Annotated in this window: 10 protein-coding genes; 5 read left to right on the top strand and 5 right to left on the bottom strand. The window is 66.0% G+C overall.

Annotated elements, in window-relative coordinates:
* The first annotated feature begins 127 nt into the window (after positions 1 to 127).
* The 5 genes from AC25MA_RS08700 (at position 128) to AC25MA_RS08720 (ending at position 10,492) form a co-directional block, all read left to right on the top strand.
* Positions 128 to 2,452, top strand: a complete 2,325-nt coding sequence (locus AC25MA_RS08700; RefSeq protein WP_062362703.1) for a Tex family protein — start codon at positions 128 to 130, stop codon at positions 2,450 to 2,452.
* Positions 2,452 to 2,835: a PaaI family thioesterase gene (locus AC25MA_RS08705; RefSeq protein ID WP_186594824.1), complete on the top strand. Its 384-nt coding sequence runs from the start codon at positions 2,452 to 2,454 to the stop codon at positions 2,833 to 2,835. The genes AC25MA_RS08700 and AC25MA_RS08705 overlap by 1 nt, the downstream gene beginning before the upstream one ends.
* Positions 2,836 to 3,075: 240 nt before the next feature.
* Positions 3,076 to 4,653: a glutamate--cysteine ligase gene (gene gshA / locus AC25MA_RS08710; RefSeq protein WP_236180573.1), complete on the top strand. Its 1,578-nt coding sequence runs from the start codon at positions 3,076 to 3,078 to the stop codon at positions 4,651 to 4,653.
* Entirely contained in the window at positions 4,653 to 5,294 is a 642-nt protein-coding gene (locus tag AC25MA_RS08715; protein ID WP_028689212.1) for a TetR/AcrR family transcriptional regulator, read from the top strand. The genes gshA and AC25MA_RS08715 overlap by 1 nt, the downstream gene beginning before the upstream one ends.
* 71 nt (positions 5,295 to 5,365) lie before the next feature.
* Entirely contained in the window at positions 5,366 to 10,492 is a 5,127-nt protein-coding gene (locus AC25MA_RS08720) for a dermonecrotic toxin domain-containing protein (RefSeq protein ID WP_486971960.1), read from the top strand.
* A gap of 51 nt (positions 10,493 to 10,543) precedes the next feature.
* On the opposite strand, the gene AC25MA_RS08725 is transcribed toward AC25MA_RS08720, so the two are convergent.
* The 5 genes from AC25MA_RS08725 to AC25MA_RS08745 are packed head-to-tail and all read right to left on the bottom strand — an operon-like array spanning position 10,544 to position 14,584.
* The gene (locus AC25MA_RS08725; RefSeq protein ID WP_008095172.1) at positions 10,544 to 10,759 is read right to left on the bottom strand and encodes a TOBE domain-containing protein; all 216 of its coding nucleotides are present in this window, start codon (positions 10,757 to 10,759) and stop codon (positions 10,544 to 10,546) included.
* A 29-nt stretch (positions 10,760 to 10,788) separates the two neighbouring features.
* The gene (gene ssuB, locus AC25MA_RS08730) at positions 10,789 to 11,601 is read right to left on the bottom strand and encodes an aliphatic sulfonates ABC transporter ATP-binding protein (RefSeq protein ID WP_028689214.1); all 813 of its coding nucleotides are present in this window, start codon (positions 11,599 to 11,601) and stop codon (positions 10,789 to 10,791) included.
* Positions 11,601 to 12,398 (bottom strand): aliphatic sulfonate ABC transporter permease SsuC, encoded by a 798-nt coding sequence (gene ssuC / locus AC25MA_RS08735; RefSeq protein ID WP_028689215.1) that lies wholly within the window; start codon positions 12,396 to 12,398, stop codon positions 11,601 to 11,603. The genes ssuB and ssuC overlap by 1 nt, the downstream gene beginning before the upstream one ends.
* 11 nt (positions 12,399 to 12,409) lie before the next feature.
* On the bottom strand, positions 12,410 to 13,558 hold the full coding sequence (gene ssuD, locus AC25MA_RS08740; protein WP_028689216.1) for an FMNH2-dependent alkanesulfonate monooxygenase: 1,149 nt from the start codon (positions 13,556 to 13,558) through the stop codon (positions 12,410 to 12,412).
* A 60-nt stretch (positions 13,559 to 13,618) separates the two neighbouring features.
* A complete protein-coding gene (locus AC25MA_RS08745; RefSeq protein WP_028689217.1) occupies positions 13,619 to 14,584 on the bottom strand; it encodes a sulfonate ABC transporter substrate-binding protein in 966 nt (321 codons plus the stop codon).
* Positions 14,585 to 14,668: the final 84 nt, after the last annotated feature.

The following is a 14,668-nucleotide window of genomic DNA, read 5'->3' on the forward strand; positions in this document are numbered from 1 at the left end:
CGTCGGCTGGCGCCGCGCCATCACCGCAAGCCCGGCGCGATGGGTATAATGCGCGGCTTTCACCCAGCGCCGCCGGGCCAGATCGCCCACCCGCGGCCTTGCATTCACTATTTGTCAGGTGGTTTTCATGGACAGCATCAACAGCCGTATCGCCGAGGAACTGGGCGTGCGCCCACAACAGGTCGAAGCGGCCGTGGGCCTGTTGGACGAAGGATCGACCGTGCCCTTCATCGCCCGTTACCGCAAGGAAGTGACCGGCAGCCTGGATGACACCCAACTGCGCCACCTGGAAGAGCGCCTGCGCTACCTGCGCGAGCTCGACGAGCGCCGCGCCAGCATCCTGGCCAGCATCGAGGAACAGGGCAAGCTGACCCCGGAGCTGGCCCGCGAGATCAAGCTGGCCGACACCAAGACCCGCCTCGAAGACCTGTACCTGCCGTACAAGCAGAAGCGCCGCACCAAGGGCCAGATCGCCCTGGAAGCGGGCCTGGGCGAGTTGGCCGACGGCCTGTTCAACGACCCTCAGCTGGACCCGGAAAGCGAAGCGGCACGTTTCGTCGACGCCGAAAAAGGCGTGGCCGACGTCAAGGCCGCCCTGGAAGGGGCCAAGTACATCCTCATGGAGCGCTTCGCCGAGGACGCCGCCCTGCTCGACAAGCTGCGCGGTTTCCTCAAGCAGGAAGCGGTGCTGACTGCCCGCGTGGTCGCTGGCAAGGAAGAGGAAGGCGCCAAGTTCCGCGACTACTTCGCCCACGACGAACTGCTGCGCACCGCGCCATCGCACCGTGCCCTGGCGATCTTCCGCGGGCGCAACGAAGGCGTGTTGAGCGCCTCGCTGAAAGTCGGCGAAGAGCTGCCGGGCACCCTGCACCCGTGCGAGCTGATGATTGGCAACCATGTCGGCATCGAAAACCGCAACCGCCCGGCCGACAAATGGCTGGGTGAGGTGGTGCGCTGGACCTGGAAGGTCAAGCTGTACACCCACCTGGAAACCGACCTGTTCGGCGAACTGCGCGACAACGCCGAAGGCGAGGCGATCAACGTCTTCGCCCACAACCTGCACGACCTGCTGCTGGCCGCCCCGGCCGGTCCGCGCGCAACGCTGGGCTTCGACCCGGGCCTGCGCACCGGCTGCAAGATCGCCGTGGTCGATGCCACCGGCAAGCTGCTGGACCACACCACGGTCTACCCGCATGCGCCGAAGAACGACTGGGACCGCACCATTTCCATCATGGCCGCGCTGTGCGCCAAGCACTCGGTCGAGCTGATCGCCATCGGCAACGGTACCGCCAGCCGCGAGAGCGACAAGCTGGTGGCCGAGCTGGTCAAGAAATACCCAGCGTTGAAGATCACCAAGATCATGGTCTCCGAGGCCGGTGCCTCGGTGTACTCGGCTTCCGAACTGGCCGCTCGCGAGTTCCCGGACCTGGACGTGTCGATCCGTGGCGCGGTGTCCATCGCCCGCCGCCTGCAGGACCCGCTGGCCGAGCTAGTGAAGATCGACCCGAAATCCATCGGCGTCGGCCAGTATCAGCACGACGTGTCGCAGGTGAAGCTCGCTCGCGGCCTGGACGCCGTGGTCGAGGACTGCGTGAACGCCGTGGGTGTGGATGTCAACACCGCTTCCGTGGCGCTGCTGACGCGCATCTCCGGCCTCAACGCGACCCTGGCACAGAACATCGTCGCCCACCGCGACGCCAACGGCCCGTTCGCCACCCGCGCCGCGCTGAAAAAAGTCAGCCGCCTGGGCGAGAAGACTTTCGAACAGGCGGCCGGCTTCCTGCGCGTGATGAACGGCGACAACCCGCTGGACGCCTCGGCAGTGCACCCGGAAGCCTACCCGCTGGTGCAGCGCATCGCCGCCGACACCGACCGCGACATTCGCTCGCTGATCGGCGACAGCGGTTTCCTCAAACGCCTGGACCCGAAGAAGTTCACCGACGAGACCTTCGGCCTGCCGACCGTCACCGACATCCTTCAGGAGCTCGACAAGCCTGGCCGCGACCCGCGTCCGGAGTTCAAGACCGCCACCTTCCAGGATGGCGTCGAGGACCTCAAGGACCTGGAGCCGGGCATGATCCTCGAAGGCGTGGTGACCAACGTCACCAACTTTGGTGCCTTCGTCGATATCGGCGTGCACCAGGACGGCCTGGTACACATCTCGGCGCTGTCGGAGAAGTTCGTCAAGGACCCGCGTGAAGCAGTCAAGGCCGGTGACGTGGTCAAGGTCAAGGTCATGGAAGTGGACATCCCGCGCAAACGCATCGGCCTGTCCATGCGCATGAGCGACACCCCAGGCGAGAAGGTCGAGGGTAACCGCGGTGGCAACCGTGGCAATGGCGGCAGCCGCCAGCATCAGGCGCCGCGCCAGCGCGAGACCAGCACCGCCGCGCCGGCCAACAACGCCATGGCGTCGCTGTTCGCCAACGCCAAGCAGCTGAAGAAGAAGTGATGGACGTACCGAAAGCGTACGTCGAGAGCGCCTTCAGCCAGCTCCTGGGCTGCCGCCTGCAACGCCTGGAAACGGGTGTTGCAGAGGTGGCCCTGGCGCTTGAGCCGCACCTGCGCAACCGTGGCCAGAAGCTGCACGGCGGGGCGATCTTCAGCCTGGTGGACATCGCCATGGGCCTGGCCTGCTCGGCCAGCCATGGCTTCGATCAGCAGAGCGTGACCATCGAGTGCAAAATCAACTACATGCGCGCCGTCAGCGAAGGCGAGGTGCTGTGCACCGCCCGGGTGCTGCACGCCGGTCGGCGCACGCTGGTGGTCGACGCCGACGTGCTTCAGGACGACAAGCTGGTGGCCAAGGCCCAGGGAACCTTCGCGATTCTCTAGCTGACAGGCCCCCATCTGCGGTATTTTCGGCGTAATGCTGTACACCTGATCGCAGGGCAAGCCCGCTCCCACGCACGCTCACAGGCTCCGTGGGAGCGGCTTGCCCCGCGATCAGGCGCATACAGGCCAGCGCCGGAACCGCGTAAACCAGGCGACAACGCCAGTTCCTTTCCCAACTACCCTTGTAGACCGTCATCCCTACCCCCATATTGGGGCGACTGACGCGTGAAGGAATCCATCTTGAGCGACCTCCTCAACCGCCGCCTGAGCCTGCTCGGCGACAATATCGACCTGCTCAAGCAGTGCCTGCACGGCATTGAGCGCGAATGCCTGCGCGTGACCAACGACGGTCGCCTGGCCCAGACCCCGCACCCCGAGGCCCTGGGTTCGGCGCTGACCAACGAGCAGATCACTACCGACTATTCCGAGTCGCTGCTGGAATTCATCACCCCGGCCCTGGCCGACCCTGCCAAGGTGCTCGAGAGCCTCGACCAGATCCACCGCTTCGTCTACACCAAGCTGGGCGACGAATACCTGTGGAGCCCGTCAATGCCCTGCACGCTGCCGGCCGAGGAAGACATCCCGATCGCCGAATACGGCAGCTCGAACATCGGCAAGCTCAAGCACGTCTATCGCAAGGGCCTGGCCCTGCGTTACGGCCGCACCATGCAGTGCATCGCCGGCATCCACTACAACTTCTCCCTGCCCGAGGCGCTGTGGCCGTTGCTGCGCGATGCCGAAGGCGGCGAGCAGGACGACCGCGACTACCAGTCCTCGGCCTATATCGCACTGATCCGCAACTTCCGCCGCTACAGCTGGCTATTGATGTATCTGTTCGGCGCCTCCCCGGCCCTGGACAAAGGATTCCTGCGTGGCCGCCCGCACCAGCTCGAAGAGCTGGATGCCGAGACCCTCTACCTGCCCTACGCCACCAGCCTGCGCATGAGCGACCTGGGCTACCAGAGCAACGCCCAGGCGGGCCTGACGCCCTGCTACAACAACCTGGCCAGCTACACCGACAGCCTGCGCAAGGCCGTCGGCACGCCCTACCCGCCCTACGTCGAGGTCGGCACCCACAAGGATGGCGAGTGGGTACAGCTGAACACTAACATCCTGCAGATCGAGAACGAGTACTACTCGAACATCCGCCCCAAGCGCGTCACCTATACCGGCGAGCGGCCAATCCAGGCCCTGACCTCCCGTGGCGTGCAGTACGTGGAAGTACGCTGCCTGGACATCAACCCATTCCTGCCGGTGGGTATCGACCTGACCGAAGCGCGCTTCCTCGACGCCTTCCTGCTGTTCTGCGCCCTGGAAGAAAGCCCGCAGCTGGACAACGGCGAGTGCGGCCAGTGCACCGACAACTTCCTCACCGTGGTCAAGGAGGGCCGGCGCCCTGGCCTTGAGCTACGCCGTGACGGCCAGCCGGTCGCGCTGAAGACATGGGCGAGCGAACTGATCGAACGCATCGGCCAGCTGGCCGGGCTGCTTGACCGCGCCCAGGGCGGCAACGCACACGCCAAGGCCCTGGAAGCGCAGCAGGCCAAGGTCGACGACCCCGAGCTGACGCCTTCGGCCCAGGTGCTGGCGCGCATGACCGAACACGACGAGAGCTTCGTCAAGTTCTCCCTGCGCCAAAGCCACCTGCACGCCGAGAGCTTCCGCGAGCAGCCGCTGCCCGCCGAGCGCCAGCAGGCCTTCGAAACCCTCGCCCGTGAATCCCTGGCCGAGCAGTCGCGCCTGGAGCAGCAGGAAGTGGGTGATTTCGACCTGTTCGTCGGGGCCTACCAAGCCAGCATCCTGGCGATCAGCAACTGATGACCCGACCCGCCTCCCCGCGCAAGCCACGCGCCAGCAGCCAGGCCAGGATCGAAACGATCCAGGCCGCGGCCCGCGAGCTGCTGGCCGAGCACGGGGTGGCAGGCCTGTCGATCTACAGCGTGGCCGAGCGGGCGCAGATTCCGCCGTCGTCGGTGTATCACTTCTTCGCCAGTGTGCCGGCCTTGCTGGAGGCGCTGACCGCCGACGTGCACCGGGCTTTTCGCGAGGCCCTGAGCGCGCCCATCGACAGCGCAGCGTTCAGTACCTGGCCGCAACTGTCGCGGCTGATCGAGCAGCGCATGCTCGACATCTACCACGAGGACGCCGCCGCCCGGCAGCTGATCCTCGCCCAGCACGGGTTGAGCGAAGTGGTCCAGGCCGACCGTCAGCATGACCTGGAACTGGGCAAACTGATGCACACGCTGTTCGACCAGCATTTCCAACTCCCGCCGATGCCCACCGAGGTGGACGTGTTCGCCTTGGCCATGGAGCTCAGCGACCGTGTCTATGCCCGCTCGATGCAGTTGCACGAGCAAATCACCGCGCGCATGGCCGAGGAAGGCATGCGGGTGTTCGAGGCGTACCTGGGGCTGTACTTGCCGCCGTTCTTGGCAAAACGCCACAGCAGCAACATGTAACGCAGACCATCCGAGGTCGGACGTTGAAATGAGCGCCTCTATCAGCACTCAGGCCAACGTGGACCACGACCATGACGCAAGCCACTGCTTTCCTTCATACCAACCCAGGCGAATTCGCCGAGTCCGTTACGCCGCCCAGCACCTGGATCGCCGCCGGGCGAGGTAACGCCCTGACCGAGGCGGATCAACGCCGACGCCAGGCCGCCAAGGCATTGCAGAGCCTGTTCGAGCAAGCCCCTTCGACAGGTGCACAGTCGCTCCAGCAGCATTGGGACAGCCGCATGCCCGGCCAGTCGATCGCGCGCCGGGCGTTCGCGCAGCGGCAACTGCGCGTGCATTTCCAGAGCGCGCTCGAGCTCAACCACGGCCTCGATCGCCTCCAGGCCAAGGCACTGGAGCAGTGCCAACTGAGTGACAGCACCCAGTACGCCCAACTGCACTGGCAGCAGCCGGGTCCACCGATCGGCGCCTGCCCAGGGGCCTTGCTGATCCGCCCGACGGCGCCAGGCAACCCCTGGGTTCTCTACCGCCCCGATGCCAACAACCCCATTCGCGCCTTCCAGGACGAAGCGTCGCTCAAGCAATGGGCGCACGAGCACCGCCAGCGCCTGTGGCGCAACCCACCCGTGGCACTGATGGACGACAGCGGCAGCATCGAGGTGATCGCCGGGTCCGCAGACGGCTTTACCGATCTGCTGGACAGCCTGTTGGCCGTTCAGGCACACCCGCTTGAGTTCAAGGCGGAACTCCCGGTGGCATTGAGCCAGGACCTGACGCAACGGGTCAGCGACGACGACGCCCTGGCGCTCGAAGAGGTTCATTTCGACGTGCTGGACGAACGCTTGCCGCTCGGCTGGCGCAAGCAGCGAATCGACCGTCAGGAACAGTTGCTGGCCTCCTACCTGGGAGGCGACACCGAGCCCAAGTCCCCACGCATGGCGACCTTGCGCACGCACCAGGCCAAGCTGGACGAACTGGACAACGCCCTGCAAAAACTGCTGGCCAAGCTCCCAGAGACACAGACGGAACAAACCTGGGGCGAGGCCAACCGCTTCGAGCACCTCAGCCAGCACTTCGCCAACCTCTTATTGCAGGAAGCCGAGTTTCAGCACACGCTGGGCGAGCTTGGCACGCCGCACCTGGCGTGGGTTCACGCATTGCTGGAGCGGCCTGAACCCAGCCTGCAGCGCCCCATCGTGCCAGGCGCCTTGAAGCTGGTGGTGGGCGACCGTACATGGCACCTGACCGGCTACCTCACCCTCAGGGCCCGCGCCGAAGACAACGCAAGCGAGCCCGACACCTCGGTGCTGCTCTACAAGCCGGGCCACGAGGGCGGCCTGATGCGCTTCGAGGATGAGGCGCAACTGTTCCGCCAACTGCTGAACACCGCCCAAGGCGCCTGGCCTGAAACGCTGCTGGAAAGCGCCTGGCCGCAAGACACCAACGCGTTGGTCCAGCGTTTGGACGACCCCGACCTGACGCCGAAGCTGGTCAACCCACCCATCACCAACCATGCCTTCGACTACCTGGTGCAAACCCACCTGGTCCTGCTCACCCAGGCCGATACCACCACGCAATTGCAATTGCGCTGGAAGCTCGGTGCCAGCAGCAATACCGCCAGGACGCAAGCGTTCGAACGGCTCGCCGAACGCAACCGCACCGCCCACCTGAACGCACGCCTGCAAACCCTGAAGCACCTCGATGCCCCCCAACGCGCCGCGCTGGCGGCAGCGTTGGACGCCCTGCGCACCGCCATGCGCGCCTCCAGTGCGCTGCTGGCCAAGGACCTGCCCGAGCGCGAGCGGTTCGCGCATGACCGACTGTACGCCCACCTGCGCACGACCTGCGCACTCACCATCGTCCCCAAGATCACCCTGAACATCGCCGATCGCACGGACATACAGCGTGTGCCGCTGCCCGAATCCGGCTTCAGCAACGCCTACAAGGAAGTCGTCACCTTCAGCGCCGAGCGCAGCGACGTCGCGCTGGAGCGCTTCCTACTCTGGGCACTGGATGAAGGCCTGCGCCGGCGCCTGGGCAACGCCAGGATCGTGTTCGCCCCCCCTGCCCTCGCCCCCACTCTGCAAGCGCTGACCCACACCGACATCGCCGACCTGGTGAAGACCCTGGACCTGGCCGGCGCCTACGAAAAGCAGATACTCCGCGCCTTCAAGGGTGACCAGCAGCAGTCTGACTGGGAAGCGCAGTGGCGTCAGGAAACCCTGCGCGCACCGTTCGAGCACCAATTGCAGATCCTGGCCCTCAGCCAGCCTGCGGCCCTCGATGAAGAAGGCGCAGACATGTTCCAGCGCTTCTGCCGGGAACAGCTCGACGCTACCGTGACCAAAACGGTCAGCCACCTGGGCTTGGACCTGCGGCCAGGCGTTGCGGCCGACGGCAGCGCCCGCAACGTGCCGCTGGCCGGTCTGTTCCTCCTCGAAGCGGCCAGTGGGCCCGTGCTGTTGCTGATGCCGGATGCCCCGAACGGCAGGGTCGTCAGCCAGCACGCCAGCCGTGAGGCTGCGTGCCTGGCCCTGGAAGAGCAGGCCATCGACGATGCCATGCGCAACTTCCTCGCCAGCCGCCCCCTCGACGGGGACAGCCAAACCCACCTGTCCTACATCAACCAGGCCCTGCTCAAGTCGTTCTCCGGGTTCATCGCGGCGGGCACCGTGCGCTCCGAACCCATCGCCGAGGTGCAGGCCAGCCTGTTGATGGGCCGCCTGATCATGGAGCATCGCGCCTCATCCCGCAGCCAAACGGACCTGTTCCTGGAAAACGCAGCCATTAGCCACGGGCGAGTCTACGACTACATCAAGCTGGCCCTGGGCTTCCTGCCTGGGGTCGGTGCGCTGGTGGCCCTGTACGACGGCTGGCACGCCGCCAATGCCAGCGTGGAGGCGTTCCTGCGAGGTGACCCTGGCGAGGGTGTCGAACACCTGAACAGCGTGTTCCAGTCACTGATCGATGCCGTTTTCGACCTCACGCCCAGCGTCCTGGCCAGCAACCCCCAGGTCCTGGCACGCACGCGCAGTCGCCAGCAGCTTGCCGGCCTGCGCGCCACGACCGTGACCCGCCAAGGGCGCCCCCAGCCCTTCCAGGGATACGCCAGCGAAGCCCCTGTCGGGCGCTGGACAACTCACCCTGATGCCCACGGCCGAGGCGTGTACCGGCATGTCGAGAGCGGGTACGACTATATCCTGCACCAAGGTGCGCATTACCCCGTGGAATGGGACACCACCTACCTGACCTGGCGTCTCAAGGGCAGCGCATCGCGGACCTACAAACAGCCCGTGCGGCTCGACGAGCTGGGGGGCTGGCAGCCTCATGGGGGCTTGAGCGGGCGCCTGGTGGACGGCGGCCTGGCCGGTGGCGGCGCCTTCATCGGCCGCCTCTACCAGCAGGGTTGGGAGAATTTGCGTGGCTACCTTGGCCGCCAGCCTGCGCTGCGTTCGCCGCAACAAGTGGCGCTGGATATCGACCAAGGGCGCCTCACTCAGCAGGGCAAGGTAACCGCCAGCCTGGACAAGCTGAAACGCGCCATCGCCGATCACACGGCCAGCTCGGCGGCGCCCATCACCCAATCCAGGGCAGTCCTCCAAGCCCAGCACGCCTATACGGAGCAGTTGCAAACCTTCGTCATCTTCCACGAGCAAAGCCTGGCGCGCCTGCGCAGCAGCCGGGCCCTGTGGGGCCAGATGCCGAGGCAATTCCGCGACGGCCTGGCGTTCAACCTGGTGCACCAGCACCCCAGCCTGATTCGCCAATACCAGTTCCAGATGCAAGGACATTTCGATGAGGTCAGGCGACTGCAGCATGCGCTGGACAGCAACCCCACCGACCCGCTTGCGCAGTTGAAGGCGCTACGCGCCGAGCAAGGCCGCATGGCGCACTCGCTGGAAAAGCTGGAAACAGAGTTCCGCCGCGCAGCCACCCTCAGGAACACCGTCCAGGGCCCACAGCTCACCACCTACCAGTTGAAACTCGACAAGCTGGGCATGCCGCTGGACCCGAACGGCTACCGGGTCGTGCGCCTTTCGATCCAGGCGGCCAATGTGATCAGGTTGCCAGCAACGGCCGGCTACGACTTCTTGCTCGCGTTGCGCCAGATAAACCGGGAGCTCACCCATCTGCGCAACATGCTGTTCAGCCATCAGGACATGACCTCCGCCGGGCTGAGTCGGGCGCAGGAGCACCGTTTCCTACAACAGGTGAAAGCACGCTATCAGCGCTTCGACAACCAGATGACCAGTTGGCAGGACACCTTCCCCGACTTCGTCACTGCGCAGAGCACCCAAGCGATGCGCGCGGAGTTGACCACGTTGATGGCCGAGGTCGACGCCGCCCTCTCTGCATCGGCACCGGTCAGGACGCCTGCTCGCATCAACCGAGGCGCGAGCAGGCCCCGCCTGTTCGAAACCGTCGACCAGCAACTGCTGATTGGCCGCGAGGTCACCATCGACGGGCAACCGCGGATGCAGATCGGCAACCAGCTGGCTTCGGAGTCACAGACCACCTTCTCGCGCACACCCGAAAACCGCTGGCAATCGCCCCGCGCCACACCACCGGTGCCGACGGCGAGCCTGCAGTCCCTGATGGCGACGGCCAGGACACGCCTGGGCAATGTCGCCAACCAGCAGGCCAAGCTGCGCCGATACAAAAACCTGAACATGGCACCGGCCAGCCTGCAGGATCTGGCAGACGGCTATGCCACCACGCTCAAGGACCTGGCCCAGGACATCCTGCGCAAGGGCGGCGACACCCTGAGCGAGGCGCAACGCGCCGTGGCGCGCAACCTTGAGCAAGCGGCCACGGGCCTACAAACGCTGGGCAAGCAACTGCGTATCGAGCAGACGAAAGCCACGCCGCAGCCGCTAGCCGGCCACTTGGAGTACCTGCACGCGCAAGAGGAGGTGGATATCAAGTGGTCCCGCCAGCTCGAGCCGGCGAAGAACAAACAGGGGCAGGCGATCGAATACCTGGAGGAATACCGCATCGATGACGCACGCACCGGCGAGCCGCTCTGGTACGCCCACTTCCACTTCAAGAAACGGCCCGGCAACAGCTTCGCCCGTCTGGAGGCCGGACACTTGAAGTTGGCCAGCGAGCGCAACCAGCGGGCCAACGCGTGGCGAGGCTCCCTCAACGAAAGCCAGGCCAGCGCGTTATTCGGCGGGTTGAGACCGACCGAGGGTTGAACCGCTACTGCGGGGCAAGCCTGCGATGGGCCGCACGGCGCCCTGCAGCCATCACAGCTTGGCGATGGACACTTCGGTGGATTTCACGAACGCGATCACTTCACTGCCCACCTGCAGCTCCAGCTCCTTCACGGAGCGGGTGGTGATCACCGAAGTGACGATACCGGAGGCGGTCTGCACGTCGATTTCCGACAGTACCGGGCCTTCGAGGATTTCCTTCACGGTGCCTTTGAATTGGTTGCGAACGTTGATGGCTTTGATGGTCATGGCGTCATTCCTTTTGGGGCTTCGAGGATTCAGTGGGCCCAACGCAACTGCGTGGGCAAGGGGGCTACAGGTTCCGGATCGGGCGGGGTGCCCGGGACGGACAGAACACGGTTGAGCACTTCGCTTTCCAGCGCCGCCAGGCGGTGCGAACCCCGCACCCGTGGCCGGGGCAGGTCGACGACCAGGTCCAGGCCGACGGCGCCGTCTTCGATCAGGATCACACGGTCGGCCACGGCGACGGCTTCGCTGACGTCGTGGGTGACCAGCAACACGGTGAAACCGTGCTGGCGCCACAGGCGCTCGATCAATTGCTGCATTTCAATGCGGGTCAGGGCATCCAGCGCACCCAATGGCTCGTCCAGCAGCAGCAGGCGCGGCTGGTGAATGAGCGCCCGGGCCAGGGCCACCCGCTGTTTCTGGCCGCCGGACAACGCCGCCGGCCAGTCGTTGGCGCGATCGACCAGGCCGACCGCCTCCAGTGCCTCCAGGGCACGGGGCCGCCAGTTGCCGGACAAGCCCAGGCCCACGTTGTCGATCACCTTCTTCCAGGGCAGCAGACGCGCGTCCTGGAACATCAGGCGGGTATCCTCGCGGGCCTCGGCCAGCGGTGCGGCCCCCGCCAGCAGTTGGCCGGCGCTGGGTTGGTCGAGCCCGGCCAGCAGGCGCAGCAAGGTGCTCTTGCCGCAGCCACTGCGACCGACGATGGCGACGAACTGGCCGGCCGGAATGTGCAGGTCGATGCCGCGCAGCACTTCACGCTGGCCAAAGGTGCGACGCAGATCGCGGGCCGCCAGGGGGATGCCACGCAGCAGGCGTGGCGGCTGTTCCTTGAGCACGGTCATCATGCGCCCTCCTTCTTCGCCACCTGGTACGCCGGGTGCCAGCGCAGCCATACCCGCTCCAGGCCCCGGGCAGCCAGGTCGGCCAGCTTGCCGAGCACCGCGTACAGGACGATGGCCAGCACCACCACATCGGTCTGCAGGAACTCGCGGGCGTTCATCGCCAGGTAGCCGATGCCGGCGTTGGCCGAGATGGTCTCGGCGACGATCAGCGTCAGCCACATGAAGCCCAGGGCGAAGCGCACGCCGACCAGGATCGAGGGCAGCGCCCCCGGCAGGATCACCTGGCGGAACAGCGCGAAGCCCGACAGCCCGTAGCTGCGCGCCATCTCCACCAGTGCCGGATCGACGTTGCGGATCCCGTGGTAGGTGTTCAGGTAGATAGGGAACAACGTCCCCAGCGCCACCAGGAAGATCTTTGCCGACTCGTCGATGCCGAACCACAGGATCACCAGCGGGATCAGCGCCAGGTGCGGCACGTTGCGGATCATCTGCACCGAGCTGTCGAGCAGGCGCTCGCCCCAGTTCGACAGGCCGGTGATGAAGCCCAGCAACAGGCCGATGCTGCCGCCGATCACGAAGCCCAGGCCGGCACGCCAGCCGCTGATGGCCAGGTGGGTCCAGATCTGGCCGCTACGCACCAGCTCGACACCGGCACTGACCACCGCGCTCGGCGCCGGCAGGATGCGGGTCGACAGCCAGCCCGCGCTGACCGCCAGTTGCCATATCGCCAGCAGCAGGATCGGCAGGGCCCAGGGCGCCAGGCGCTTGGACCAGGTGGTGGTGGATGCACGACTCATGACCCCGGTCCTCAGCTCTGCGACACGGACTTGGGCAGGATGTCGTTGGCGACCATTTCACCGAACGGGCTCACGTAGCCACCGGTCTTCGGCTGCTCCGGGCGCTGCACGTCAAGGTGCGGGAACAGCAGCTCGGCGACTCGGTACGACTCCTCCAGGTGTGGATAACCGGAGAAGATGAACGTGTCGATGCCAAGATCGGCGTATTCCTTGACCCGCGCCGCAACGGTCGGGCCATCACCCACCAGCGCGGTGCCGGCACCGCCACGCACCAGGCCGACACCGGCCCACAGGTTCGGCGCCACTTCCAGCTTGTCGCGCTTGCCGCCGTGCAGCGCGGCCATGCGCTGCTGACCGACCGAGTCGAAGCGCGCCAGCGATGCCTGGGCGCGGGCGATGGTGTCGTCGTCCAGGTGCGAGATCAGCCTGTCGGCGGCGGTCCAGGCCTCTTCATTGGTTTCCCGCACGATCACGTGCAAGCGGATGCCGAAGCGCACTTCACGGCCTTGGGCAGCTGCCTTCTCGCGCACCTGGGCGATTTTCTCGGCGACGGCCGCCGGCGGCTCGCCCCAGGTCAGGTACAGCTCGACCTGCTCGGCGGCCAGGTCCTGGGCGGCCTCGGAGGAACCACCGAAGTACAGCGGCGGACGCGGTTGCTGGATCGGCGGGTAAAGCAGCTTGGCGCCCTTCACCTGGATGTGCTTGCCGTCGTAGTCGACCGTTTCGCCTTCAAGCACCTTGCGCCAGATGCGGGTGAATTCCACCGACGCCTCGTAGCGTTCCTGGTGGTTCAGGTGCAGGCCATCGCCGGCCAGTTCGTCCGGATCACCACCGGTCACCAGGTTGAACAGCGCACGGCCGTTGGACAGGCGATCGAGGGTGGCGGCCTGGCGCGCGGCCACGGTCGGCGAAATGATCCCCGGGCGCAGGGCCACCAGGAACTTCAGGCGCTCTGTCAGCGGAATCAGCGACGCCGCCACCAGCCAGGAGTCCTCGCAGGAACGTCCGGTGGGGATCAGCACGCCGCCGAAGCCAAGGCGGTCGGCAGCCTGGGCGATCTGGCTCAGGTAGCCGTGATCGACGGCGCGGGCGCCCTCGCTGGTGCCCAGGTACTTGCCGTCACCGTGGGTGGGAAGGAACCAGAAGATGTTAAGGCTCATTGGAGTTGTCTCCTCAAGGGTGGCTCATGCCGGGGCGGCACCCCGGCGCAGGCGAATCGTTCAAGGCGCGCTGGCGACCTTGGCCGGGGGTGTCCAGATCACGTCCTTGATGCTCAAGGGCTTGGGAATCAGCTTCAGGGCCTGGAAGGTGTCGGCGATCTTCTGCTGCGCGGCGATCACTTCCGGGGTCAGCGGCGCGGCGCCGTAGCCCTGGCGTTTCACCGAGGTCAGGGTGATGTCGGCGGGCAGGCCGAGCAGCGGCGCGACCTGGTCGGTGACCTGCTGTGGGTTGGCCTGGGACCATTCGCCCACGGCACGCACCTCCTCGACCAGGGTGTTGATCACCGCCGGGTGCTGGGTGGCATAGCTGCGGGTGGCCAGGTAGAACTGGTGGTTATCGACCAGGTCCTTGCCGTCACGCAGGGTGCGTGCCTGCAGCTGCTGCTCGGCGGCGGCCTGGTACGGGTCCCAGATCACCCAGGCGTCGACGCTGCCGCGCTCGAAGGCGGCGCGGGCATCGGCCGGTGGCAGGTAGACGGGCTGGATATCGGTGTACTTGAGGCCGGCGTCTTCCAGGGCGCGCACCAGCAGGTAGTGCACGTTGGAGCCCTTGTTGAGGGCGACTTTCTTGCCCTTGAGTTCCTTCACCGACTGGATCGTCGATCCCTTCGGCACCAGGATCGCCTCGCTGTGCGGGGCTGGCGGCTCATAGGCGACGTACAGCAGGTCGGCACCCGCGGCCTGGGCAAACACTGGTGGAGTTTCACCGGTCACGCCGAAGTCGATGGAGCCGACATTGAGGCCCTCGAGCAGTTGCGGACCGCCCGGGAACTCGGTCCACTGCACGTCAATGCCCTGTTCCTTCAGGCGCTTTTCCAGCGAGCCCTTGGCCTTGAGCAGCACCAGGGTGCCGTACTTCTGGTAACCGATGCGCAGGCTTTCGGCCTGGGCTTGAGTGATGGCGCCGAAGGACACAGCCGCCGCAAACAGGGCGACCAGACCGCGACGCAAGAAGATTGTGCGCATGGCGCTCTCCTGTGCGAGTGGGTTCGGGTAGCACCTGCTTGCCTCGTTGACGGGCGAGTAAGGTGGGACAACGGTCAAGCGGTA

The organism is Pseudomonas sp. P65(2024) (genome assembly GCF_057480955.1).